The organism is Curtobacterium sp. VKM Ac-1376 (assembly GCF_015351025.1).
In the GTDB taxonomy this organism is placed as follows: Bacteria; Actinomycetota; Actinomycetes; order Actinomycetales; family Microbacteriaceae; genus Curtobacterium.
In genome coordinates, this window is sequence record NZ_JADKRV010000001.1 from 144,954 (window position 1) to 168,803 (window position 23,850).

At 70.5% G+C, this 23,850-nt stretch carries 27 protein-coding genes and 3 pseudogenes; 15 read left to right on the top strand and 15 right to left on the bottom strand.

All coding sequences use genetic code 11. From position 1 onward, the window contains the following. Positions 1–2 precede the first annotated feature (2 nt). Positions 3–848: a serine hydrolase domain-containing protein gene (locus tag ITJ56_RS00660; protein ID WP_194626459.1), complete on the top strand. Its 846-nt coding sequence runs from the start codon at positions 3–5 to the stop codon at positions 846–848. 632 nt (positions 849–1,480) lie between these two features. Here the strand turns inward: ITJ56_RS00660 and ITJ56_RS00665 are convergent. Then, positions 1,481–2,530, bottom strand: a complete 1,050-nt coding sequence (locus tag ITJ56_RS00665) for a methionine synthase (protein WP_194626461.1) — start codon at positions 2,528–2,530, stop codon at positions 1,481–1,483. A gap of 37 nt (positions 2,531–2,567) precedes the next feature. Continuing rightward, a complete protein-coding gene (locus tag ITJ56_RS00670) occupies positions 2,568–3,524 on the bottom strand; it encodes a putative oxygenase MesX (protein ID WP_194627410.1) in 957 nt (318 codons plus the stop codon). A 120-nt stretch (positions 3,525–3,644) separates the two neighbouring features. On the opposite strand from ITJ56_RS00670, the gene ITJ56_RS00675 reads away from it, so the two are divergent. From ITJ56_RS00675 to ITJ56_RS19080, 5 genes and pseudogenes are all read left to right on the top strand, one after another. Then, the gene (locus ITJ56_RS00675) at positions 3,645–4,586 is read left to right on the top strand and encodes a LysR family transcriptional regulator (RefSeq protein ID WP_194626463.1); all 942 of its coding nucleotides are present in this window, start codon (positions 3,645–3,647) and stop codon (positions 4,584–4,586) included. 340 nt (positions 4,587–4,926) lie between these two features. Next, entirely contained in the window at positions 4,927–5,478 is a 552-nt protein-coding gene (locus ITJ56_RS00680; protein WP_194626465.1) for a GNAT family N-acetyltransferase, read from the top strand. A gap of 143 nt (positions 5,479–5,621) precedes the next feature. Further along, the gene (locus tag ITJ56_RS00685) at positions 5,622–6,458 is read left to right on the top strand and encodes an alpha/beta fold hydrolase (RefSeq protein ID WP_194626467.1); all 837 of its coding nucleotides are present in this window, start codon (positions 5,622–5,624) and stop codon (positions 6,456–6,458) included. Between the two features lie 192 nt (positions 6,459–6,650). After that, positions 6,651–6,908, top strand: coding sequence for a hypothetical protein (locus ITJ56_RS18175; RefSeq protein ID WP_228516886.1), 258 nt, complete (start codon positions 6,651–6,653; stop codon positions 6,906–6,908). A gap of 44 nt (positions 6,909–6,952) precedes the next feature. Continuing rightward, a pseudogene (locus ITJ56_RS19080) lies at positions 6,953–7,135 on the top strand (cupin domain-containing protein); the annotation flags it as partial. 429 nt (positions 7,136–7,564) lie between these two features. Here ITJ56_RS19080 and ITJ56_RS00695 read toward each other — a convergent pair. Next, entirely contained in the window at positions 7,565–9,031 is a 1,467-nt protein-coding gene (locus ITJ56_RS00695; RefSeq protein WP_194626468.1) for an SDR family NAD(P)-dependent oxidoreductase, read from the bottom strand. 397 nt (positions 9,032–9,428) lie between these two features. Between ITJ56_RS00695 and ITJ56_RS00700 the strand changes: the two genes are divergently transcribed. Further along, positions 9,429–10,001 (top strand): TetR family transcriptional regulator, encoded by a 573-nt coding sequence (locus ITJ56_RS00700; RefSeq protein ID WP_194626469.1) that lies wholly within the window; start codon positions 9,429–9,431, stop codon positions 9,999–10,001. A 28-nt stretch (positions 10,002–10,029) separates the two neighbouring features. Here ITJ56_RS00700 and ITJ56_RS00705 read toward each other — a convergent pair whose 3' ends face one another. Further along, positions 10,030–11,487: an MFS transporter gene (locus ITJ56_RS00705; RefSeq protein WP_323749676.1), complete on the bottom strand. Its 1,458-nt coding sequence runs from the start codon at positions 11,485–11,487 to the stop codon at positions 10,030–10,032. Positions 11,488–11,669: 182 nt separating this feature from the next. After that, positions 11,670–12,314, bottom strand: a complete 645-nt coding sequence (locus ITJ56_RS00710) for a GntR family transcriptional regulator (RefSeq protein WP_194626470.1) — start codon at positions 12,312–12,314, stop codon at positions 11,670–11,672. Positions 12,315–12,411: 97 nt separating this feature from the next. On the opposite strand from ITJ56_RS00710, the gene ITJ56_RS00715 reads away from it, so the two are divergent. The 4 genes from ITJ56_RS00715 (at position 12,412) to ITJ56_RS00730 (ending at position 15,484) form a co-directional block, all read left to right on the top strand. Further along, the gene (locus ITJ56_RS00715) at positions 12,412–13,119 is read left to right on the top strand and encodes a DUF969 domain-containing protein (protein ID WP_194626471.1); all 708 of its coding nucleotides are present in this window, start codon (positions 12,412–12,414) and stop codon (positions 13,117–13,119) included. Beyond that, positions 13,116–14,198 (top strand): DUF979 domain-containing protein, encoded by a 1,083-nt coding sequence (locus tag ITJ56_RS00720; protein ID WP_194626472.1) that lies wholly within the window; start codon positions 13,116–13,118, stop codon positions 14,196–14,198. Before ITJ56_RS00715 ends, ITJ56_RS00720 begins: the two co-directional genes overlap by 4 nt. Continuing rightward, on the top strand, positions 14,185–15,240 hold the full coding sequence (locus ITJ56_RS00725; protein ID WP_194626473.1) for a DUF2891 family protein: 1,056 nt from the start codon (positions 14,185–14,187) through the stop codon (positions 15,238–15,240). The genes ITJ56_RS00720 and ITJ56_RS00725 overlap by 14 nt, the downstream gene beginning before the upstream one ends. A gap of 61 nt (positions 15,241–15,301) precedes the next feature. Beyond that, complete coding sequence (locus ITJ56_RS00730) at positions 15,302–15,484, top strand: hypothetical protein (protein ID WP_194626475.1); 183 nt, start codon at positions 15,302–15,304, stop codon at positions 15,482–15,484. Positions 15,485–15,523: 39 nt separating this feature from the next. On the opposite strand, the gene ITJ56_RS00735 is transcribed toward ITJ56_RS00730, so the two are convergent. The 4 genes from ITJ56_RS00735 to ITJ56_RS00750 form a co-directional block, all read right to left on the bottom strand. Beyond that, complete coding sequence (locus ITJ56_RS00735; protein WP_194626477.1) at positions 15,524–15,826, bottom strand: putative quinol monooxygenase; 303 nt, start codon at positions 15,824–15,826, stop codon at positions 15,524–15,526. Positions 15,827–15,891: 65 nt separating this feature from the next. Next, positions 15,892–16,776, bottom strand: coding sequence for a biotin-dependent carboxyltransferase family protein (locus ITJ56_RS00740; RefSeq protein ID WP_194626479.1), 885 nt, complete (start codon positions 16,774–16,776; stop codon positions 15,892–15,894). Beyond that, positions 16,773–17,405, bottom strand: coding sequence for a 5-oxoprolinase subunit B family protein (locus ITJ56_RS00745; protein ID WP_194626481.1), 633 nt, complete (start codon positions 17,403–17,405; stop codon positions 16,773–16,775). The genes ITJ56_RS00740 and ITJ56_RS00745 overlap by 4 nt, the downstream gene beginning before the upstream one ends. Continuing rightward, the gene (locus ITJ56_RS00750) at positions 17,402–18,172 is read right to left on the bottom strand and encodes a LamB/YcsF family protein (RefSeq protein WP_194626483.1); all 771 of its coding nucleotides are present in this window, start codon (positions 18,170–18,172) and stop codon (positions 17,402–17,404) included. The genes ITJ56_RS00745 and ITJ56_RS00750 overlap by 4 nt, the downstream gene beginning before the upstream one ends. A 161-nt stretch (positions 18,173–18,333) precedes the next feature. Here ITJ56_RS00750 and ITJ56_RS00755 point away from each other — a divergent pair, with 161 nt between their 5' ends. Then, complete coding sequence (locus ITJ56_RS00755; RefSeq protein WP_194626485.1) at positions 18,334–18,504, top strand: hypothetical protein; 171 nt, start codon at positions 18,334–18,336, stop codon at positions 18,502–18,504. Between the two features lie 106 nt (positions 18,505–18,610). Here the strand turns inward: ITJ56_RS00755 and ITJ56_RS18180 are convergent. The 4 genes and pseudogenes from ITJ56_RS18180 to ITJ56_RS00770 form a co-directional block, all read right to left on the bottom strand. Next, positions 18,611–18,772: pseudogene (locus ITJ56_RS18180) on the bottom strand (DivIVA domain-containing protein); the annotation flags it as partial. Continuing rightward, positions 18,770–18,865, bottom strand: a pseudogene (locus tag ITJ56_RS18185) (DivIVA domain-containing protein); the annotation flags it as partial. The pseudogenes ITJ56_RS18180 and ITJ56_RS18185, both read right to left, overlap by 3 nt. A gap of 53 nt (positions 18,866–18,918) precedes the next feature. Continuing rightward, on the bottom strand, positions 18,919–19,299 hold the full coding sequence (locus tag ITJ56_RS00765) for a hypothetical protein (RefSeq protein WP_194626487.1): 381 nt from the start codon (positions 19,297–19,299) through the stop codon (positions 18,919–18,921). Between the two features lie 111 nt (positions 19,300–19,410). Next, a complete protein-coding gene (locus ITJ56_RS00770) occupies positions 19,411–19,689 on the bottom strand; it encodes an alpha/beta hydrolase (RefSeq protein ID WP_228517002.1) in 279 nt (92 codons plus the stop codon). Here ITJ56_RS00770 and ITJ56_RS00775 point away from each other — a divergent pair. The 3 genes from ITJ56_RS00775 (at position 19,684) to ITJ56_RS00785 (ending at position 21,635) form a co-directional block, all read left to right on the top strand. Continuing rightward, positions 19,684–20,715 (top strand): YeiH family protein, encoded by a 1,032-nt coding sequence (locus ITJ56_RS00775; RefSeq protein ID WP_194626491.1) that lies wholly within the window; start codon positions 19,684–19,686, stop codon positions 20,713–20,715. The two genes, ITJ56_RS00770 and ITJ56_RS00775, sit on opposite strands and share 6 nt — an antisense overlap. A 78-nt stretch (positions 20,716–20,793) precedes the next feature. Beyond that, positions 20,794–21,405 (top strand): hypothetical protein, encoded by a 612-nt coding sequence (locus tag ITJ56_RS00780; protein WP_194626493.1) that lies wholly within the window; start codon positions 20,794–20,796, stop codon positions 21,403–21,405. Continuing rightward, entirely contained in the window at positions 21,405–21,635 is a 231-nt protein-coding gene (locus ITJ56_RS00785) for a helix-turn-helix domain-containing protein (RefSeq protein WP_194626495.1), read from the top strand. The genes ITJ56_RS00780 and ITJ56_RS00785 overlap by 1 nt, the downstream gene beginning before the upstream one ends. Positions 21,636–21,714: 79 nt before the next feature. Here the strand turns inward: ITJ56_RS00785 and ITJ56_RS00790 are convergent, their stop codons facing one another. Both ITJ56_RS00790 and ITJ56_RS00795 read right to left on the bottom strand, forming a co-directional pair. Beyond that, positions 21,715–22,791 (bottom strand): ABC transporter permease, encoded by a 1,077-nt coding sequence (locus ITJ56_RS00790; protein ID WP_194626497.1) that lies wholly within the window; start codon positions 22,789–22,791, stop codon positions 21,715–21,717. Beyond that, positions 22,788–23,669, bottom strand: a complete 882-nt coding sequence (locus ITJ56_RS00795) for an ABC transporter ATP-binding protein (protein ID WP_194626499.1) — start codon at positions 23,667–23,669, stop codon at positions 22,788–22,790. The genes ITJ56_RS00790 and ITJ56_RS00795 overlap by 4 nt, the downstream gene beginning before the upstream one ends. Between the last annotated feature and the right edge of the window lie 181 nt (positions 23,670–23,850).

The following is a 23,850-nucleotide window of genomic DNA, read 5'->3' on the forward strand; positions in this document are numbered from 1 at the left end:
ACGTGCGGAACCCGCTTGAGAGCTACGGACACTGGCGCGCGAGTGTTCGCGCGGCCGACGGCTGGCGAACCGTCCGCGAGCCCCGTGGGCCGTACGCCAGCGCTTCGATGCTCGAGTGGGGGAGCATCACAAAGGGACTCGTGGGCACGACGGCCTGGCTCACACTCGAGGTCGAGCGGCCGGTCGCGCACTACCTGCCCGATGTGCCCGACGCCGAGATGACCGTTGCCGACCTCATCCACCACACCTCGGGTCTGCCACGGCTTCCGGCCACGATGCGCGACCGCCTGTTCGGCGACCCGTACCGAGAGGCCGTTGGTGTTCCCCTGGAACACGCAGTCGCTGTGCCGGTCACGCCCCGCGGCCGGTTCGTGTACTCGAACCTGGGATACGCGCTCCTCGGCGCAGTGCTCGACGAGGTGCACGGCGACTGGTTCGCCGCTGTTCGCCAGCACGTCCTCGAGCCGGCGGGGATCAGCTCGGCGGCCCTCGTGCCGGCTCGGGCAGACCGCGTGGTGCCGAAGCTCTTCGGTCGTGCGATTCGGCCGTGGGCGCTCGGCGAGTCGTCGTTCGCGTCGGCAGGCGGCGTCTGGTCCACGTTCGACGATCTCTGTCGCTACGCCGATTGGGCGCTCGAACCCGGAGCTGGGCACTCCCGCGCGGTGAGCTGGCAGCGGGAAGGGGCATCGACCTGGATCAACGGAGAGGCGCGAGCGGCAGGAGCGGCCATCGCCAACGCGGCAGGGCTCGCCGCGGTGGTGCACACGCTCGCGAAGGCCCCACGTGCGGCCGACGCGGTCGCCACGGCGCTCATCGAGCGGGAGATTCGGCAGACATGCAGCGGCTGATGGTTGCACGGAAGTCCAGCGCCCGTGGCCGATGCAGGCGCGAGGGGTTTTCCGCAGCCATCGGTGCTGCGTTCCCCGTCGTCGTCGAGGTCGTGGTCACCAGCGACTCGTGGGATCGGTTACCCGACCGGATCGCCACGACGTTCGGTCCGGACGGGAGCCCGAGCGGGTACGAGACGCCGTTGGGGACAGCGATCCTGCTCGCGGCGGTACAGGCGCCGTTCCTCATGGCAGCGGTTGGCTCCGCCTTTGCTCGAGATCGGCGCAGAGGTCGCATCTCGTGTGCGGTCACCGCAGGATTCGTCGCGGTCCTCGCGAGCAGCTGGTTGATCATCGTTGGCTTGGCGTCATCGTCGTTGAGCTCTGCGGCGTGGTGGCTCCTCGCTGCGGCGCCCGCGTGGGCCTGCGTTCCGTACTGGCTCCTTTCCCCACGGCGGAGTGAACGAAACGGCTCGCTCAGTCCGTGACCAGACTCGAGGGCGCGGTGAAAGGTGACGCCAGTACCGGCGCGACCTGCCAGCCGGACCGCAGCCGCGCCTCCAGGCCGGATCGAGAGCCGCGCACGCGGCGGACGCAACACGAACGGCGCTCTCCTCCTTTCGGAAGGGAGCCGCCGTAGTGTTTCGCAGTGGTCAGTGCGCTGACGGGACCGCCGTGCCGACGAGCTCGGCTCGCACGATGTCCGCACCAGCGGACAGCGCGCCGAGCTTGTCCAGCGCCGCACCTCGCGCCAGGGGAGCCATCCCGCAGTTGGAGCTCGGGATGAGCTTGTCGGCATCGACGAACTCGAGCGCCCGACGAAGGACCTCCGCGACCTCCTGCGGGGTCTCCACGGTCTCGGTCGCGACGTCGATCGCCCCGAGCATGACCTTCTTGCCGCGGATCAGCTCGACGAGCTCGAGGGGGACGTGGGAGTGGATGCACTCGAGCGAGACGATGTCGATCGAGGACTGCTGCAGGAGCGGGAACGACTGCTCGTACTGCCGCCACTCCGGCCCGAGCGTCGCCTTCCAGTTGTTGTTCGCCTCGATGCCGTAGCCGTAACAGATGTGCACGGCGGTCTCGGCGCGCAGGCCCTCGGCTGCACGCTCGAGCGCGGCCACGCCCCAGTCCTGCACCTCGTCGTGGAAGACGGTGAAGGCGGGCTCGTCGAACTGGATGATGTCGACGCCGGCGTCCTGGAGCTCCCGGGCCTCTTGGTTGAGGATCGTGGCGAACTCCCACGCCAGCTTCTCGCGGCTCTTGTAGTGCTGGTCGGAGAGCGTGTCGATCATCGTCATCGGGCCGGGGAGCGCCCACTTGATCGGCCGGTCGGTCTGCGCGCGCAGGAAGCGAGCGTCATCCACGAACACGGGCGCCCGGCGGCTCACAGCGCCGACGACGGTCGGGACGGCCGCGTCGTACCGGTCACGGATCCGGACGGTCTCCTTGCGCTCCAGGTCGACGCCGTCCAGGTGTTCGATGAACGTCGTGACGAAGTGCTGGCGGGTCTGCTCGCCGTCGCTGACGATGTCGATGCCGCGGCGCTCCTGCTCGTGCACGGCGGACCGGAGGGCGTCCTGCTTGCCCTCGGTCAGGGCGGCACCCTCGAGCAGCCAGGGGGACCAGAGCCGCTCGGGCTCGGCGAGCCAGGAGGGTTTCGGCAGGCTGCCGACGATCGAGGTGGGGAGGAGAGAACGCATGGGTGTGACGGTCCAGTCAGTCGAAGGGCAGAGGAAGTCAGCGCGCGAGGGCGGGGTCAGCCCACCGGGCGAGGAGTGCGTGGTGCGGCCGCACCAGGTGCTCCTCGGTCCACCGGCCCTGCGTGATCCCGAGGCGGCTGCGCTCCTCGCGGTCGTAGGTCACCGGGGTGGGTGTGAAGTCGGTGTGGTCGAGGGTGGGGCGGTAGGTGCTGCCGGCCGCGGTGTTCGCGGCGTAGACCTCCGGGCGGTAGATCTTCTGGAACGTCTCCATGGTGGCGATCGTGCCGATGAGCTGGAGGTCCGTGTAGTCGCCGGTCAGGTCGCCGCGCGTGTAAAACGCGAGCGGGGCCGACGATCCGGCGGGCTGGAAGTACCGGACCCGCATGCCCATCCGGCCGAAGTAGTCGTCGGTGAGCGAGGAGTGCTCGTGCTCGTACTCGGCCCCGAGCACCGGGTGGACGTACCCGTTCCGGCGGTAGGTCTGGCTCGTCGAGACGCTGATGCACACGACGGGCTCGGCACTGAAGTCCGAGCGGAACGCGGACGACTCCAGGAAGCGCTGGAAGAGGGCCCCGTGCAGCGCCCCGAAGTCAGACGGCAAGCCCGGCGATGACGGCAGCAGCACCGAGAAGTCGTAGTCGCGCAGGTACGACGAGAAGTTGTTGCCGAGGATGCCGTGGTGGTGCTCGCCGGTGCGCTGGTCGACGATCGTGACGTCGAGCATCTCGAGCAGCGGGAACTCCGCGTCCGATCCACCGTCGGAGAACGCCAGTGCGGCCGAGACGATGTCGAGCTGCAGGCGGTAGCGGTCATGCGCCCCGGCGAGGTCGTTCGCGCGCACGTCGATCATCGTCAGCGCAGCGCGGAGGTTCTGCTGACGGTGCTCGCCGCGCGCCAGGTTGGCGAAGTTCGTGGTCAGCCGGGAGCTGTCGGCGGGGGAGTAGTCCTCGTCGAACCGGGTCCGGGTGATGCTGAAGGTGAGGTCGTTCGCCATGGTCGGCAGTCCGTACGTCGAGCGGCCCGTGGGCACGGTGGGAAGGGTGACTCGATCATCGCGGGATTCAGGGGCTATCAGGTAATACCGAGACGCTATGCACCGGTATAGCCTCGGCCTATGGCCCGGGTCTCGAACGACATCACCCTGCAGCAGCTCCGGTACTTCATCGAGGTCGCGACGGAGGGCTCGATCAGCGCAGCGGCCGACCTGCTCTACGTGTCGCAGCCGACGATGTCCGCGGCGATGAAGGACCTCGAGACGCGGATCGGACGCCCGCTCTTCACCCGATCGGCCAGGGGCGTCGTGCTCACCGTCGACGGCGTCGAGTTCCTCGGGTACGCCCGACAGGTCGTCGAGCAGGTCTCCCTGCTCGAGCAGCGCTACGTCGGTGGACAGCGGTCGCGCCGGCTGCTCGGGGTGTCCGCCCAGCACTACTCGTTCGCCGTGGAGGCCTTCGTGCGCATGGTCGAAGCAGCGGCTGCGGACGAGTACGAGTTCTCACTCCGTGAGACACGCACCTGGGACATCATCGAGGACGTCCGCACGCTGCGCAGCGAGGTGGGCATCCTCTACCGCAACGACTTCAACAAGCAGGTGCTCGGCAAGCTGCTGCGGGACGCCGGCGTCGTGTTCACACCGCTGTTCGTCGCGCAGCCGCACATCTTCGTGGCCAAGCGGAACCCGCTCGCGTCACGGGAGCGTGCGACTCTCGAGGACCTCGCCGACCTCCCGCGGCTCACCTTCGACCAGGGTGCGAACAACTCCTTCTACCTGGCCGAGGAGATCCTGTCGACGATGTCGAGCAAGCGGGAGATCCGCGTCTCGGACCGGGCGACGATCTTCAACCTCATGATCGGCCTGGGTGGCTACACGATCTCGACCGGGCTCATCAGCGACGACCTCGACCCCGAGATCGTCGCCATCCCCCTCGACGTCGACGAACGCATCGAGATCGGCTGGATCGCGCACGCATCGGTTCCCCTCACCGTGCAGGCGCAGACGTACCTGGACGAGCTGCGGGCGGTGGTCACCAGGTTCGGCGTCGAACCGCTCGGGTAGGCGGGCGGCAACCACCGGACCAGCGCCGACGGCTTGTGCGGTGACCGGCCCGACGTCGCGACCCTGGCGGGCATCTCCCAGAAGACCGTCCCGTGCGTGCGCGCCCAACGCCACTTCCGGATCCACCTCGACGACGATGTCTGCGGACCGACGTGACGCAGCACCAAGGCAACGCTCTGCGCCCGCAGGGTCCGCGCCTCCCGTCCGTGGACTGAGCCGACATGGCCTGCTCGGATGGGGCGCTGCCGCGGGCGGCAGCATCGCCCTCAGCAGGCTGCAGGCCGGGTCGCGCGGCACGCTGCACGTCGCCCGTCGCCCGCCGCCCGGATACGCTGCGGCCATGCCGGGGAACTTCTCGTTCAGGACCACGACCGAGCGCGACTGGGAACGCGTGCGCGCACTCCGCATCGAGAACGCGACCGACAACCCCGTTTCCTACGGCGCCACCCTCGAGTACACCCGCCGGATGACCGAGGATGACTGGCGGCTCCGCGCCGTGCGCGGCGAAGCGGCGGACACGACGAGCGTCGTGGCGATCGACGACGGCACCGGCCGCTGGATCGGGATGATGAGCGGCCAGGTCGGCGATGCCCACGGCGCGGACCCGGTGCTCACCGGTGTCTACGTCACGCCGGAGTTCCGAGGCCATGACCACGGGGTGGCGGATGCGCTGCTCGACCACGTCCTCACCTGGGCCGCAGGGCACGGTGACGCTCTCCGCCTCGAGGTGTACGACCAGGCCGTACCCGCAGGGCGCTTCTACGCCCGCCGCGGCTTCCGGCCGACCGGCCGATCGCGCGACTTCCACGTGCTCGGCGACCGGCTCGATGCCCCGACGCTGCGGCTCATCGAACTCTCGCGTGCCCTGCGGAACGGTCAACCGCGCACCTGATCCTCCCGACTCTGATCGAGATGAATGACGCAAGCGGTCGGACGGCCCACGAAATTACGGTGAGGTTGCTTCGACCTTCCGCCGGACGGAAGGCAGCGGCCGGTCCGCGAAACAGGTGGAGCAACGACTCATGGAGGTTCAAGATGGCGTTCGTCACTACGAGCGATGGTGCGGAGATCTTCTACAAGGACTGGGGGCAGCGTGACGCGCAGCCGATCGTCTTCCATCACGGATGGCCGCTGTCCGCGGACGACTGGGACGCGCAGATGCTGTTCTTCCTCGCCAACGGTTACCGGGTGATCGCGCACGACCGGCGCGGACACGGCCGCTCGTCGCAGATCTCGACCGGTCACGACATGGACCACTACGCGAGCGACACGGACGCGCTGGTCCAGCACCTGGACCTGCAGAACGCGATCCACATCGGTCACTCGACTGGTGGCGGCCAGGTCGCCCGGTACGTGGCCCAGTACGGCGAGCCGCAGGGTCGGGTCGCGAAGGCCGTCCTGGTGTCCTCCGTGCCCCCGATCATGCTGCAGAGCGACGACAACCCGGAGGGCACGCCCATCGCGGTGCTCGACGGGTTCCGGAGCGCCCTTGCGGCGAACCGGGCCGAGTTCTACCAGGCAGTCGCCTCCGGACCGTTCTACGGCTTCAACCGGCCCGGTGCGGACGTGTCCGAACCGGTGATCGCGAACTGGTGGCGCCAGGGGATGATGGGAAGCGCCCAGGCCCACTACGAGGGGATCAAGGCGTTCTCCGAGACCGACCAGACCGATGACCTCAGGGCCATCTCGGTCCCGGTCCTCGTCACGCAGGGCGATGACGACCAGGTGGTTCCCTACAAGGCCGCTTCGATCAAGCAGGCCGAACTCCTGAGCGACGCCACCCTCAAGATCTACGAGGGGTACCCGCACGGGATGCTGACGGTCCACGCCGACGTCATCAACCCGGACATCCTCGCCTTCCTCAAGCAGTAGGCAGCCAGGACCAGGCCGAGGCGTGCACCGACTCGGTGCGCGCCCCGTCCTGGTCCGATCGCCGTTCCGGACGCAATCGGACGTGCAGGCCGCCTTGCCGGAGCGGGCTGACCGAGTCGAATGACGCTTGGGCCCGGCCCCCGCACCTGTTCCGATGGTGTCGACGGCCAGACCAGCACCAAGGAGCAGACGATGACGGACCAATCCACTGCACCGCATCACGAGACGCCCACCGTCGGGAACCCCGATCTGCCGCAGGAAGGCATCCTCAACATCGCGGACGACCGCACGGCCGACACGATGACAGGGCCGCAGAACCCGGCGCTCGCGGCGCAGTTCCCGAGCCAACTCGACGCGCCGGCGACCGACATCAGCACCCAGGCCTTCTTCTGGTCCTCCTTCAACATCTCGCCGCGGCGGGTCCAACGCGGGGGCTGGCGCGCGAGCTGACCCAGTCCGACTTCGCGGTCTCCGACGAGATCGCGGGCGTGAACATGTACCTCGAGGCCGGAGGCATCCGGGAGCTGCACTGGCACCAGACCGCCGAGTGGGCGCTGATGACACGCGGCGGCTGCCGTGTCACGACCCTGAGCCGCGAAGGCCTGCCGAGCGTGGAGGACGTCTTCGAGGGTGATCTCTGGTACTTCCCTGCCGGGCTTCCGCACTCGTTGCAGGGACTCGGTCCGGACGGCGCCGAGTTCGTCCTCGCGTTCGACAGCGGTGAGCAGTCCGAGAGCAACACGCTCCTGCTGACGGTACGCCGAAGCCGTCCCACGACGCACTCCGCAGCCTGGTCAAGGAGGAGTGGTGGCTCGGTCCGACGGCGCTGCGCACCGACGACCGGGGCCAGGTGCAGGTGCGCGGTTTCCGCGGGGACTACCGAGTCGACGTGCTCGGCACGTCCACGGCCTTCGCCGTCACGGACGTGCCGAAGCAGGTGCGGATCGTCACGTGACCACCTGACGGACTGGAGGCCCGGCGCGGCCCCGCCCCGCGCCTCCGATCCGTCACCTGGTCGCGCGTCCCGCGGCCACCACGCTCCAGGCGGCCCCACCGACGAGGAGCGCGGCACAGGCGAGCGCAGCACCGAGTCGGCGCGCTGAGCGTCACCAGGAACTGGGCTTGTAGTCCTTCAGGAAGACACCGAACAGGTCCTCGCCCGCTTCTCCTCGCACGATGGGGTCGTAGACGCGCGCAGCCCCGTCAACGAGGTCCAGGGGGGCGTGGAAGCCCTCCTCCGCCAGCCGGACCTTCGTCGGGTGCGGCCGCTCGTCGGTGATCCACCCCGTGTCGACGCTCGTCATCAAGATCCGGTCGGTCTCGAACATCTCCTGCGCACTCGTTCGCGTGAGCATGTTCACGGCGGCCTTCGCCATGTTGGTGTGCGGGTGGCCGGGTCCCTTGTAGGCGCGGCCGAACACGCCCTCCATCGCGCTGACGTTCACCACGTAGGTGCGGTGCGCCTCGCTCGACGCCATCGCGGATCGGAGCTTCGAGATCAGGATGAACGGCGCCGTGGTGTTGGCCAGCTGGACCTCGAGCATCTCGAGGGGATCGACCTCGTCGACCGCTTGCGTCCAGGAGTTCACGTCGTGCAGGTCGGGGACGAGCCCACCGGCGTCGATCGCGGTTCCGGTGGCGAGGCGTTCGAGCGAACTGGACCCCGGGGCCATCGCCTGCTCGGTCAGCTCCTCAGCCCGAGCAGCGGCGGCCGCGAGGATGGGGTGCGCCGTGACGGAGCGGGCGAGCGCATGCGGGTGCTGGTCGTTCGTGTGCCCGAACGTCACCAGCTCGGGCAGTGGCCCGTCCGGCAGCGGCGCGAGTTCGGCGTCGACCAGCGGTTGGTAGGCGCCGGCCGATCGACGCACGGTCTGCGTGGCGTTGTTGATCAGGATGTCGAGGGGGCCGGACGTGGCGACGTCCTCGGCGAGACCGATGACCTGGGCGGGGTCGCGGAGGTCGATGCCGACGATCTTCAGGCGCGACATCCAGTCGGCGGAGTCGGGCAGGCTCGCGAACCGACGCACCGCGTCGCGCGGGAACCGGGTGGTGATGGTGGTGTGTGCGCCGTCGCGCAGGAGCCGGAGCGCGATGTACATGCCGATCTTCGCGCGACCACCGGTCAGCAGTGCCCGCTTGCCGGTCAGGTCGGCCCGGGCATCGCGCTTGGCGTGGCTCATCGCCGCACACGAGGGGCACAGCTGGTGGTAGAACGCGTCGACGACCGTGTACGGCTGCTTGCACATGTAACAGGGGCGCGACTTCAGCAGGGTGCCGGCGGTGGAAGCTGCCGTCGAGGTGCTGATCGGGACGCCTCGGGTCTCGTCGTCGATCCGGTCGGCTGCCCCGGTGGCAGTGGCGGCGATCACACGGCGATCGGCCTCGGCGATGACCGCTCGCTTCTCGAGCCGGTGCGCCCGCTTGACGGCCTTGAACATCTTCGCCGTCGCCTGGCGCACACGCACGAAGTCGGGGTGCGTCTCATCGATCTCGCTCATCTGCTCGAGTACCCGGAGCGTGGCGTCGAGGTCCTCGGGGAGGATGCTGCTGGGTTCGGGGTGCTCGGAGATCACACGGGATTCTACGTTGGGGCCGGGGGCGCCTGCTTGCCTTCTCGTCGGCCCGGACAAGCATCAGCGAGGTTCCGCGCGGAGTTGCCGGAACCACCCGAGCGCGAGCGGACGTTGCGAGCATCTGCCAGAACTGCGCCACAACAGCGACGTCGAGAACGGAGCCGGCAGAGCCGGGCCTTGCGGCGATCGCTGCAACGCAGATCAGGAAGGCGGCCGGGGCGGCCTTGCTCTTCGGGTCCACGGTGCCACGGACGTTCCGTCCGCGAGACGCTCAGGCTCACTGCGTTCACCGTCGGCGAGCTCAGGCGACGAGTAGACGAGTGCCTCGAGACCGTTGGGTTGTTGAAGAACTTCCAGATGTCCCACGAGTTACCACCCGGTCGATACGGTTGTCCCCATGGCACGCTTCACGCCCCCGGCCGCCGACGCGATGCGCGCACGACTGCTGCTCGCCGCGCGGGACGAGTTCGCCGCGGTCGGGCTCGCCGCCGGCAAGGTCGAACGGATCGGGGTGGCTGCGTCGAGCAACAAGGCGCAGGTCTTCCACTACTTCGGCAGCAAGGAGGGGCTGTTCGACGCGCTCGTCGCCGACTCGGTGACCGAGACGTTCGCCGAGGTGCCGCTCGCCACCGACGACCTGCCCGCCTGGGCCGGACGGCTGCACGACTCGTTCGTGCGGCGCCCGTGGGCGCAGCGGCTCGCGACCTGGCACCGGCTCGAGCGCGCCGACGTCCCGCTCGAGTCCGTCGCGACGAGCTTCGCCGATGCCGTCGCCGAGGTCGAGCACGCCCAACGCGCCGGGGTCCTGCCGCGGGCGTTCCGACCGGCCGTGCTGCTCGGGCTCGTGCTGCACACCGCCGCGTTCTGGACCGCGACCGATGCGGAGTACGAGCCGCTCGTGCACGCCGTGACGCCGCCGCGGCGGCGCCAGGTCGTGGTGGACGCGGTCACGGCGCTGCTCGGCGGCTGAGGCGGAGCGGCACCGGGCCTCCTGGCCGTCAGCCGACCTGCTCGACGACGCGTCGTGACCGGATGATGGCGAACACCACCAGCGCTGCCGAAACTGCGGTCAATGCGCCGCCAGCGACGGTGACACCGGACTCGAACTGCGCCAGCCGGGTGCCCGTCCACGGCGTCGTCGCGATGCTGCCGGTCAGCAGTGCCGCCAGGATCGAGCCGGTCGCCGCGATGCCGATGCCCGTCGCGAGCTCACTCGACGTGTCGACCAGGGCCGCGCCGATCGACGTCCGGTCCTCGGGGAGGCCGCGGAGCACGTCGTTGCCGGCGACCACACCGATCACGCGCATGCCCGCGGCGACCAGGACGAGTGCGAGCGCGACCCCGCCGTAGCCGAACCGTCCGAAGGCGGTGAAGACCGCGAGCCCACCGACGACGGCGGAGGCGCTGACCGCTGCTGCACGGCTGAGGCCGATCCTGTGCACGAACGGGCCGACGAGTCGACCGCTCGCGATCAGGACCGCCACCTGGGGCAGCATCCCGACGGCTGCGAGCGCCGGCGGCCAGCCCCAGCCGAACTGCAGCAGCAGGGTGGACAGATAGGAGAGGCCGGCAACGGCGAGACCAGAGGCGGCCTTGAAGGCGAGACCGCTCGCGACCAGGGGGCGGGCGATCAGGGCCAGGTCGAGCAGTGGGAACCGGGCGGTCCGCTCGCGCAGGACGAACGCGACCGCTGCCGCCACGGTCGCTGCCGCCGTGGCCCAGGTCGCCCCGGATGCCGCGCCCAGCTCGACGGCGAGGGTCGGTGTCACGAGCGCCCCGCTGACGACCGCGGTTCCGAGCACCGCCCCGGCGACGTCGATCGGTTCGCGGTGGAGCTCGTGACGGGCGTCGGCCCCGACGCCCGAGCGGATGCCGACGAACGCGATCAGAGCGATCGGTGCGTTCGCGAGCAGCAGCGCTTGCCAGGGCGCGACGGCCAGCGCGAGTCCGCCGACGGTCGGGCCGATCGCGAGTCCGACGAGTCCGGCGGTGGAGATGACGGTGAGCGCACGGACTCGCAGGTCGTCGGTGTCGAACATCCGGAAGGCCAGGGCCATCGTCCCCGGCGTGGTCATGGCGGCGGCGATCCCCATCGCGGTCCGCACGGCGATCAACTGCTCGGTCGTGGAGACGAGCCCGGTCGACAGGCTCGCCACGGCGAGCAGGACGAGTCCGACGAGCATGACGCGACGGCGGCCGAACCGGTCGGCGACCGCGCCGAACAGCAGCATCAGTCCGCCGAACGCCGTCGAGTAGGCACCGGTGACCCACTGCAGGCCCGTCGTCGAGGCACGGAGGTCGCGGCCGATCGTCGGCAGCGCGACGTTGAGCAGCGAGTTGTCGAGCATCTCGAACAGGAACACGGCCGACAGGCCGGCGAGTGCCGGCCACGCCTGCCGGAGGCTGATCGGCGAGAGCGGTGGGGAGACCCGCTGCGGGGAGGGTTCAGTGGACACGGGCGCACTCCTTCGATGAAGAAGTGGCGACTCGTCCGAGACCGCGTGTCCGCACCCGCAGCCGTGGCGCGGGGTTTTTCCCTCTGGCGGCGAGCGTAAGCCCGTCGGGCGAGCGGTTGCAAGTGGGGGCCGTGAGCGGGTCGGCGACGACGTGGCGTGGCGGACGGGCGCCGAGCCTCCCGTCAGTCGGTGGCGCCGGCTGCGAGCCGCAGCGTGTGCTCGGCGTCGTCGAGGTAGTCCGCGAGCAGCGCCGATGCGGCGTCGGGGTCGCCGTCGCGCAACGCGGACACGATCGCGTCGTTCCGCTCGACGAACCCCGCGTGGAACGACGCCGGATCGTCGGCCGTCAGGAACGCGAGGCGCATCTCGGCGAGCAGTCCGTCCATCAGCACGTGGATCCGCTCGCTCGGCACTGCGCGAACGAGCTCGGCGTGGAAGCGGATGTCGGCCGTGCCGACGGCACCCCAGTCGCCCGCCGCCGCAGCGGCTCGGGCGCCAGCGACCGCGGCGGCGGCGGCGGCGAGGGCCGCTGACCCCGGGGTGCATGCCCGCACCGCTGCCTCCTCGAGCACCCGCCGAGCCGCGTAGAGATCGGCGACGTCGGCTGCGGAGAGCCGTCGGACGAACACCCCGCGGTTGAAGACGTGCTCGACGAGCCGGTCGCGTGCGAGCAACCGGAAGGCCTCGCGCAGCGTGTTGCGCGACACCCCGAGCTGGTCGCTCAACCGTTCCTCGGACAGCTGGGCTCCGGGGGAGAAGTCACCCGACGCGATCATGGTGCGCAGCCGTTCGGCCGTGGAGTCAGCACCACCGACGGTTCGGGTCATGCCATCGATCCTGGCACGGGAGCCGATTGTGAAGGCCGTGTTACAGAGCAGAACACCCCCTTGCGATTGTTGAACAATGCAGTCCAGACTGTCCCGCATGTTCGTCCTCATCGGCGTCGCCGTCGTCATCGTCGGCTTCGCGCTGCGCATCAACGCGTTGCTCGTCGTCACCGTCGCGGGGATCGTCACCGCGGCCATCGGCGGGATCGGTCCCGTCGGCATCCTCGACGCGTTCGGCAACGGGTTCGCGTCCAGCCGATCCGTCACGACCTTCGCGCTCGTCCTGCCGGTCATCGGTCTGATCGAGCGCTACGGCCTGCAGGACCAGGCCAAGCGCCTCATCGCGAAGCTCGACAAGCTGACGACGGGTCGTCTGCTCGGCGGGTACCTGATCATCCGGCAGGTCACGGCGGCGGTCGGGCTGACCAGCATCGGCGGCCCGGCGCAGACGGTGCGTCCGTTGGTCTACCCGATGGCCGAGGGCGCGGCGATCAAGAAGTACGGGCGGATCGACGAGCGGATGCGCGAGAAGATCAAGGGGTACTCGGCGTCGTCCGACACGGTCGGGGTGTTCTTCGGCGAGGACGTGTTCGTCGCCGTCGGTTCGATCCTGCTCATCACCACGTTCGTCGACGCGACGTACGGGCTCTCGCTCGAACCGATCGACCTGGCACTGTGGGCGATCCCCACCGGCATCGCGGCACTGATCGTGCACGGCGGACGGCTGCTGCTGTTCGATCGCAGACTCGACAAGATGGCGGCGGACGCCCGTGCCGACGCCCCGACCCTGGGGGCAGCGGCGTGATCACCAGCGAATGGCTCTACTGGCTCATCGGCGCGTTCTTCATCGCCGTGGCCGTCCTGATCGTCACCGACACGGCACACGCGAAGCGCCTCGGCAACGCGGCGTTCTGGGGCATCCTCGGGCTGTCCTTCTTCGCCGGCACCTTCGTCGCCGCGGGGACCGTTCCGGCCTGGAGCCTCGGCATCGCCGTCCTCGTGATGGTCGCGCTCGCCGGACTCGGGTTCACCGGGACCACGAGTCGGACCCGCGTCGCGAGCATCCCGGGCGCCGGCACCGGCGCCGAGACCGGCCCCGCGGAGCCGACCGGCGTGACGCAGAAGATCACGAACGCCGGCAGTGGCAGCACGAGCGTGCTCGCCACGACGAGCCCCGACGAGCGCGCCGCGTTCGCCACGAAGTTCGGCAACCGGCTCTTCATCCCCGCGCTGGTGGTGCCGGTCGTCGCCGTGCTCGTCGCCACGCTCGGCCCGCTCGTCTCGATCGGCGGCGAACCCCTGCTCGCCGAGGGCAGTGCGACCCTGACCGGCCTCGGCATCGGTTCCGTGCTCGCCGTGGTCGTCGCCGTGTTCGTCCTGCGCCCGCCGAAGGTCGCGACGCCGATCCGCGAGGGCGGCCGGCTCCTGCAGGCGATCGGCTGGGCGGCGCTGCTGCCGCAGATGCTCTCGACGCTCGGCATCGTCTTCACCCAGGCCGGTGTCGGCGACGCGGTCGGCACGATCATCAAGTCGGTCCTGCCCGACGGCTCACTGCTCGCCGCAGTGGTGATCTACTGCCTCGGCATGGCGCTGTTCACGATCATCATGGGCAACGCCTTCGCCGCCTTCCCGATCATGACCGCTGCGATCGGCTGGCCCGTCCTGGTGCAGGGCTTCGACGGCAACCCGGCCGCGATCTTCGCCATCGGCATGCTCGCCGGCTTCTGCGGCACGCTCGTCACGCCGATGGCCGCGAACTTCAACCTGGTGCCGGCCGCCCTGCTCGAGATGCGGGACAAGTACGGCCCCATCAAGGCGCAGATCCCGACCGCCGCCATCCTGCTCGTCGTCAACATGGGAGTCATGTACCTTGTCGCATTCTGACGCTGCCCCGCTCGACCTGACCCGGGCTGCCTGGGCCGACCGCTTCGCGGCCGTCGCGGCGGACAACACCACCCGCGAGTACCCCTACGCAGCGCACCACGCGACCTCCGGGCCGGACGACCGGGCCCTGCCCGTCGAGCTCCACCCCGCCTTCGCCACGTCGTACGACTGGCACTCGTCGGTGCACATGCACTGGTTGGCGGCCCGACTGGTCGCGCACGGTCTGCCCACCGACCTGGAGGCGCGGCTCACCTCGATCCTGCAGGCGCACCTCACGACGGATCACCTGGCGACCGAGGCGGCGTACCTGCGCGACACCCCGCACTACGAGCGCCCCTACGGTTGGGCCTGGCTCGCGAAGCTCGCCGCCGAGGTCTCGGCGTCCGAGTCCCCGGCCGTCCGTGCACTGGCGCCCGGGTTCGCACCCGTCATCGACGTACTGGACGACCTCGTCACGCGGTGGGTCGCGGGTGCCGCGCACCCGGTGCGGCACGGCGTGCACTCGAACTCGGCGTTCGGGCTGCTGCTCGTGCTCGAGGCCGCACGCTCGCTCGGACGCGCGGAACTCGCGGCGACGATCGAGGGCGCGGCGAGGGACTGGTTCGGCGACGACGCGGGGTGGCCGTTCGTGTGGGAGCGCAGCGGGCACGACTTCCTGTCCGCGGGCCTGGCCGAGGCCGACCTGATGCGAGCCGTGCTGTCGGCTCCGGAGTTCGCCGTGTGGGCCCGGGCCTTCTTCGCCGAGGTCCGGGCGGGCGACGCGATCCTGACGTCGACGGTCGTGCGGGACGAGAACGACCCGCAGCAGGTGCACCTGTTCGGACTCGACCTGTCACGCGCGGGGTCGGCTCGACGCATCGCGGACGCGCTGCGTGCCGAAGGCCCGGACGACACCGTGCTCGCGGACCTGCTGGACGATGCCTCGGACCGCCTGCTCTCCTCGGGGCTCGCGGCGAGCGTCGGCGAGGAGTACTACTCCACGCACTGGCTCGCCAGCTTCGCCTGGGATGCCATGGAGGCCCGGGAGCACGCCGCCCGCTGACCCTGCTCGGTTCGTCGCACCTGTTGCGGACACGTCGAGGATCCGGAGGTACGGTCGGGCCATGAGCGATCCGAAGGACGACGAGAGCCTCGACGACTTCCGCGAGGCGCAGGAGACCGACTACGAACCGGAGCCGACCGTGCTCGACCCCGATGACCTGCCGGTGGTCGACGACGGGGACGACGAAGTGCTCCCGGACGACGACCGACCGGTGCCGCTCGACACGGACGACGACGCGCTCTGAGCGATCGCGCCGTCGTCGTGCCGCTCGATCGGCGTGGGCTCAGTCGAGCGGGACGGTCCGCGCAAAGGTGCGGGTGATCGGCGAGGCTGCCAGGAGCGGGCCGATGGCTGCCGCGCCCTCCGGGGTCGCGCGCCACGCCACGTAGGTGTCGTGGTCAGCAGCGGTCGTCCACGACTCCACCACGACCATCCGCGTCGGGTCGTCGTCGTCCACCAGGACCTCGAGCGACTCGAGGCCGTGGAACGACGCGGTCTGTTCGAGCGTCTCGCGGATCGCCGCCTCGACGGCATCGGCGGGGGCGTCGCTCTGGAACTGGACCTCGAGCAGGACGGTGATCGACATGGGTGCACCTTTCGTCGGCAGTGTCCAAGCCAACCCTGGACCGTGCCGGGTTGTTCCGAGACCGATCAAGCGACGACACGGAACCGGATCGGGTCGCCCGGCCTGAGCTGCGCGGCGCGGTCGACGGACTCCGGCGTCAGGACCGCGACGACCGGGTAGCCGCCGGTCACCGGGTGGTCGGCGAGGAACAGCACCGGGAAGCCCTCCGGCGGGACCTGCAGTGACCCGGTCTCGACGCCCTCGCTCGGCAGTTCCTTCGTGACGGCACGGGCGAGGGGCGTCCGGGCGGTGGTGCGCACCCCCACACGGTCGCTGTCCGCGCTGACCCGGAAGTCCTGGCCCGCCAGGGTGGGACGCCACTCCGGAGTGAACCAGTCGTCGCGGGGGCCGGGCACGACGTCGAGCACCACGGGTTCGTCCGGCCACCGGGGCGCGGGTTGGGGGACCGCGTCGACGATCGGCCACGAGACCCGGGCATCCCCGACGGGCAGGATGTCACCGGCCGACAGCGGCGGCGGGCCGAGGCGTGCGAGGGAGTCCCACGAGCGACTGCCGAGCACGGGTTCCACCGCGAACCCGCCGAGCACGGCGACGTAGGCGCGGAGCCCCACGGTCGCCGTGCCGATGCGGAGGGTGTCTCCCGGGGCCAGGAGCAGGACCTCGTGCGACGCTGCGCCGCGGACCCGGCCGTCCGCCCGCTCGATCTCGACCGGGCAGGCCGCGCCCGCGGTCGCCGCGACCACGTACGCGTCCGCGCGGAGCGTGACGGAGCCGAGCAGGGCCTCCAGGACGGCCGCATCGGGACGGTTGCCGACCAGCCGGTTCGCGAGCGCCGCGGACCCGCGGTCGGCGGCGCCCGCCGCGCCGAGGCCCATGTCGCTGAAGCCCGGACGCCCGAGGTCCTGCGTCGTCGCGCCGTAGCCGACCTGCAGCACGGTCAGGGCGGTCACGCCGCACCCGCCTCGACGAAGCGCACGAGGGTGCCGGCCGGTGCCAGCGCCGGGGGAGTGCGTTCGAGCGACCACATGGGCACCTCGGTCCGGCCGATGAGCTGCCACCCGCCCGGAGACGTTCGCGGGTAGACGGCACTGAACTCGCCCGCCAGGGCGACCGCGCCGCTCGGGACGGCCGTGCGGGCGGTGCTGCGGCGGGGCAGGTCGAGGGAGCGCTCGGTGCCGGTGAGGTAGCTGAAGCCGGGGGCGAAGCCGCAGAACGCGCTCGTCCAGAGCTGCCCGGTGTGCCAGGCCACCAGCTCGTCGCAGGTCATGCCGGTCAGGCCGGTGACGGTGTCGAGGTCCTCGCCGTCGTAGGTGACGGCGATGACGAGCGGGTCGGAGTCGCTCGTGTCGGCGGTGCTGGACACCGCCTGCACCCGTTCGAGCCCAGCCTGCAACCGGGACGAGTCGGTCACCTCCCGGTCGTAGCGGAGCAGCAGGGTCCGGGCGCCGGAGACGACCTCGGTCAGGCCGGGCAGTGCGGCGTCCGCGAGCCCGGCGCGGAAGGCGACGACGTCGGCGAGCGAGCCGAACGTGGCGAGGAGCGCTCTGCCGCCCGCCGGGCGGACGTCGGGACCGGTCACGACGCGAGCGGCGCGAACGGCGCGATCGCGACACCATGTTCGGTCAGGAGGGCGCGGATCGCGCGCGCCATCGCGACGGCGTCGGGGGAGTCGCCGTGGACGCAGACCGAGTCGGCGCGCACCGCGATGTCGGAGCCGTCGACCGCGGTCGCGACGCCGTCGGTGGCCATGCGGAGCACGCGGGCCGCGACCTCGTCGGGATCGTGCAGGACCGACCCGGGCTTGCTGCGTGGCACCAGGGAGCCGTCGGGCTCGTAGGCGCGGTCGGCGAACGATTCCGCGACGGGGCGGAGGCCGTGCCGGTCGGCGGCCTGCAGCAGTTCCGACCCGGGCAGCGCGAGCACCGCGAGCGTCGGGTCGACGTCAGCGACTGCCCGGACGACCGCTTCCGCCTGCACCGGGTCGGCGCAGGCGGTGTTGTACAGGGCGCCGTGCGGCTTGACGTACGTGACGGTGGTCCCGGCCACGCGGGCGGTGGCGGCCATCGCACCGAGCTGGTGCACGACGTCGGCGTACAGCTCGTCGGGCGACACGTGTACGGGTCTGCGGCCGAACCCGATGAGGTCGCGGTAGGCCACGTGGGCCCCGATCGCGACGCCGCGTTCGGCAGCGGCGCTGGCGGTCGCGAGCATGATCCTCGGGTCGCCGGCGTGGAAGCCGCAGGCGATGTTGGCGCTCGAGACCACGTCGAGCATCGCGGCGTCGTCGCCCATGGCCCAGGCGCCGAAGCCCTCGCCGAGGTCGCTGTTCAGGTCGATCGTCGTCACGGGTGCTCCCTGTCCTCGCGGGTTGTTGAACAATCTACCGAGCGTGCCGGTTCATGTCACCTGTGCTGGACGGCTGGTTCCGAGGGGCGGCACGTACTGTCCGAGTCCTCAGCGCCACCGGGGGCACCGCCTCCGGATCGACCACTCCATTGGAGCAGATCATGACCGACAGCGACAACACCCACGGCACCCCGGCGAACGACCCGGAGGGCACCGAGAAGCCGGGCGGCCTCGGCGACGACAGCACCATCCCCAACAACCCCGACGGCCTGGCTGCCGGCCACACGGGCGACGGCTCGCACTTCAACCCGGAAGAAGACGGCGAGCAGTAGACGGTTCGCCGCCCTCGGGCTGACGCAGAACGACACCCCCGTCGTCGTACGACAACGGGAGTGTCGTTCTGCGTCTGCGTCTGCGGGGCGTTCAGCGAGACGCGTGCTTCCGCAGTGCGACGACGACCTCGTCGAGGAAGTCGTCCACCTGGTCCTGGGCGTAGCCCTCGCGGAACTTCGTCGGTTGGAAGCGCACGGCCGCCACGTCGTCCGGTGTGAGCGGATCGACGGGGTGTCCATGCTCGTACCCGGCGAGCGTCGCCCGGATCCGGTCGAGGAACGCGTCGACCTCGTTCTGGTCGTAGCCCTCGCGCCACCGGGTCGGCCGGAACCGCGCGTCGGACACTTCTCGTGCGAGCATGTTCTCCCCCTTCTGCTGGCCGGGCCATGCTCCCACGGGCAGGCTGCCGGGGCTCAGTGCTGCGGCGTCCGCTTGCCGAACAGCGCGTCGAGGAACCGCGAGAACCACGACTCCGGCTCGTGGGTCGTCTCGATCGAGCGAGTGGGCGGCCGGTACGCAAGGTCGTGCAGCATGTTGCGCTTCGAGCCGTCCCAGTTCGCGAACAGGTACGCCCCGCCGATGAAGGACATGCTCCGGACGGGCGTCCGTTTCCACGAGTCCGCGGCGACGTAGTAGCCGGCGTGCCCGGCGCGGATGTGCTCGATGACGGTGTCGACGTCGACGACGCTGGTGGTCGTCACGACGGCTGTGATGCCCGTGCGGTCACGGGCGACGTACTCGATGAGGTGTTCGGTCACGATGGGGGACTCTTCGTCGCGGTGGTGAAATGCCACGACAGGCAGCGTGGCGGAGGGGATTCGGAACCGCCGTTGCTTCCGATTCCAGAGTACGTCCGGCCCCGTGTGCCGTCCCCGGAATGTCCGTCCTTCGCAGGGGGTGAGCGTTCAGTGGATGGACTGCCCGATCCATGCCGTGACCAGGTCGAGCGCCCGGTCGGAGTCCGGGCTGCCCGGTCGGTTGAGGAACGCGTGGCGGCTGTCCGGCAGGACGTGTCGTTCGACCTCGACGCCCGCAGCCTCGAGCTCGTTCGCGAAGCGTTCGTCCGAGGCGCGCATCACGTCCCGCTCGGCGTCGACCACCAGGGCGCGGGGGAACCTGTCGAGCTCGCCGATCGCCGCTGTCCACCGCGCTGACCGCCGGTACGCGATGCTGGTCCCATGCAGTCCGCTCGTGCCGCCGCCCCCGGTGTCGCCGTCGCCGTCGCGGTCGGCATCGTCGCCACCCTCGTCGGCCGGATCGTCCCCGTCGTCGGTGGCCCTGTCCCGGCCGTCCTGATCGGCGCCGTGGTGGGCTGGCTCATCCGGCGTCGCACCGGCGGCACGCTCGCAGCCCTGGCACCCGGCGTGAAGTTCTCGTCCAGCCGGGTCTTGCAGTTCGCGGTCGTCCTGCTCGGGGCGCAGCTGTCCATCGGCGAGGTCCTGCGCATCGGCGGTGAGACCCTGCCGGTGATGCTCGCGACGCTCGTCGTCTGCCTGGTGGCCGCGTGGGGGATCGGCCGACTGCTGCGGGTCTCGGGAGCACTCCGCACCCTGATCGGCGTCGGGACCGGGATCTGCGGCGCCTCGGCGATCGCCGCCGTGACACCCGTCATCGGCGCGGTCAGCGCCGATGTCGCCTACGCGATGTCGACGATCTTCCTCTGCAACATCGCCGCGGTCTTCGCCTTCCCGCTGCTCGGACACGCCCTCGGCCTCAGTCAGCACGCCTTCGGCGTCTTCGCGGGCACCGCCGTGAACGACACGTCGTCCGTCGTCGCCACGGCGACCGTCTACGGCCGCCAGGCGACCGACACCGCGGTCGTCGTGAAGCTCGTGCGCACCCTGATGATCATCCCGATCGTCATCGGGCTGGCCGGACTGGAGGCCCGCCGCGCCTCCCGCGAGCAGCTCGCCCCCGCCTCGGGGCCGGGTCGCGGGTTCCGTGTGTTCCGGTTGGTGCCGTGGTTCCTGATCGGGTTCCTCGTGGTGGTGCTGCTCCGGACGGTCGGGGTCCTGCCCGCGTCCGTGGCGCCGGGGTTCGCGACGGCTGCCTCGTTCCTCATCACGGTGGCGCTCGCCGCGATCGGCTGCTCGACGGACTTCGCGGCGCTCCGCCGTGCGGGCTTCCGGCCGATGCTGCTCGGCATCGCGCTCTGGGTCCTGGTGGCGGGGACGAGCCTCGGCATGCAGGCGGCGATCGGCCTGCTGTAGGGGCTTGCCGGCACCCGGCCTATCGTTTATCGTTGCATCGAATTTCGATGGTATCGACGCTCGACAGGGGAAGAAGCCATGACCACACCCGTCTACGAACCGCCCCGCGGGCGGAACTCCTACCTGGCCTACGTCGTCGCGTGCGCGATCGGCATCGCGATCGTGGTGTGGCGGTACGTCGACCTGCTCGTCCACTCGATCACCTCGGGCACGGTGGCGGTGCCGATCCGGATCCGCGAGACCAGTGCCGTCCCGCAGCCTCCGGGTGGTGCGACGGTGACGTCCGACCAGCTCGTGCTCCGGGCGCCGATCGCCGACGTGCCGGGTGGTGCGATCGGGTACATCCGCGTCGGCGACGCCCTGGAGGTCGTGCTCGTCAGCGCCCTCATCGCCCTGGTCGCGGCGGTGGCCTGGAAGATCTCGCGCGGCGGACTCTTCGACCGGTCGACCACGCGGATCCTCGACTGGCTCGCCGGCGCGGTACTGGTCGCCGGGTTCCTGCCGTCGTTCGTCCGCCGCATGGGGTGGAACTGGGTGGTGTCGGGCCTCGGCTGGGACGGGTACCTGCCCACACCGGTGGTGGACCACCAGTTCCTGCCGGTGTACCTCGGCCTGCTCGTCGTCGTCTGCTTCCGGTTCGCGCTCACCGCCTCGCAGCGGATGGTGCGCGACCAGGCCGGGCTGGTCTGATGCCGCCGGAGCAGGAGGACGGCCACGCGGTCGTCTGCCACCTCGACGACCTGCTGGCTGCGCGGGGGATGACCCTCACGGAGCTCGCCGACCGGGTCGGTGTGACCGTCGTCAACCTGTCGGTGCTCAAGAACCATCGGGCTCGTGCCATCCGGTTCTCGACCCTCACGCGACTCTGCGAGGTGCTCGGCTGCCAGCCGGGCGACGTCTTCTCGGTGCGCGCGGACTGACGACGGGAGGCCCGCCCGACGTGAGCGGGTCTGCTCACGCGGGACGGGCCTCCCGTCTGGGTCTGCCGGGTCTGCGGCGTCAGCCGCGCAGCGCCTCCGACAGCTTCACGCGGCTGCCGGTGCGGAGCAGGGCGTTCTCGTACACGCGAGCGCCGATGAGCACGACCGCGACGACCGACGCGGCGACGATGACGAGCGACAGGATCGGCTCCCACCACTCGGCCGTACCGAGGAAGATCCGCATGGGCATGCCGATCGGGGCGCTGAACGGCACGTACGACATGATGCCGAGGATCGTCGGGTTGTCGTACGCGACGATGATCAGGAAGTACGGGATCATCACGAGCATCATCACCGGGGTGGTGACGCTGCCGACGTCCTCCTGGCGGGAGACGAGCACGGCCGCCGCGGCGAACAGCGACGCCAGGAGCACGAACCCGATCGCGAAGAAACCGATGAACCACAGGATGCTCGGGCCGAGCATCGCGAACATGTTGTCCTGCCCGGTCACCGCCAACGTGACGATGGCGGCGACGGCCACCGCGACGATCTGCGCGAACGCCATGATGCTGTTGCCCAGCACCTTGCCGGCGAGCAGGGCCCTGGCCGGGATCGCGGACATCAGGATCTCCACCACCCGTGTCGACTTCTCCTCGACCACGCTCTGGGCGATCGACTGGCCGAACGTCACCGCCGACGCGAAGTACACGACGCCGAACGCGATGGCGATGAGGTAGACCAGCCCACCCGGGAGTGCGTCCGGGTCGAGCAGCTCGATGCGTGGTGTGACGCTCAACGCCGAGACGACCTCGGACGGGGCCTCGTCGAGTCCGACGACCTTGTAGCCGAGCGGGTCGTCCGACGGCACGATCGCGGCGTCGACGTCGCCCTTCGTCATGAGCCGTTCGGCGTCGTCGACCGAGGCCGACTTCGTGACGTCGAGCCCACTCGTGGTCGGCAGTGAGACCCCGTCGACCACCGCGACCGGGGTGGTGTCGTCCGCCGTGGTCTTGCTCACGATCCCGCCGACGACGATCGAGGCGACGACCATGCCGATCAGGATGAGTGCCGACACCACGAAGGCCTTGCTGCGGATGCGGGCCTGGATCTCGCGTGCGGAGACGAGCCGGACGGCCTGCACGAAGGAGCTGTTCATCGGATGACCTCGCGGAAGACCTCGCTGAGTCGCGGCACCCGCGGCGCGAACGACCCGACCGTGCCGTGCTGCACGGCGCGCTGCAGCACGCGCTGGGCGGTGGCGGCGTCGGCCTCGAAGACCGCGTACCCGCCGTCGAACTCGCGGACGGCGACCCCCGGCTCGTCGCGGAGCCAGGCGACGTCACCGTCGACCAGCAGCTCCCAGGCGGCTGGGCCGGCCTGCTTGCGGAGCTCTTCCTGCGGCCCGGCGGCGCGGATCGTGCCGCCGGCGATGACCACGACGTCGTCGCAGAGCCGCTCGACCACGTCGAGCTGGTGGCTGGAGAAGAGGACCGGGACCCCGCGACCCGCGGTCTCGCGCAGGACGCCGAGCACCGTGTCGACGGCCATCGGGTCGAGGCCCGAGAACGGCTCGTCGAGCACCAGGACCTCGGGGTCGTGGGCGAGCGCCGCGGCGATCTGCACGCGCTGCTGGTTGCCGAGCGAGAGCTTCTCGACGGCGTCGTCGGCGTGCTGGCCGAGCTCGAGGCGCTCGAGCAGTTCGCCCGTGCGGGTCGTCGCCGTGCGCTTGTCGACCCCGTGCAGCCGGGCCAGGTAGGTGATCTGCTCGGCGACCGGCATCTTCGGGTACAGGCCGCGTTCCTCGGGCATGTAGCCGAAGCGGCGGCGGTCGGCGGGGCGGACCTGGGCACCGTCGATCGACACGGTTCCCGCGTCGGCCTGCAGGACGCCGAGCATGATCCGCATGGTGGTCGTCTTGCCGGCACCGTTGCCGCCGACGAACCCGGTCAGGCGGCCGCTGCCGACCGTGAAACCCACGTCGTCGAGCACCCGGCGGTCACCGAAGTGCTTGGTCACCCCTTCGATGGTGAGCATGTCGTTCCCCTTCGTCGCGACGCTGGTCGTCGCTGCGCCCGACGCTATTGGCCGGGAGGCCCGACTCGCCTCCGCCGCCAGGCGGGACTTGCGCGGGTGGGCGGCTCCACCGCGTGGGGGAGGAACGCGCGTCGGCCCGGCGGGCCGGGTCGGCACGGTGCGGCCTTGTCGGGCTGGTGCG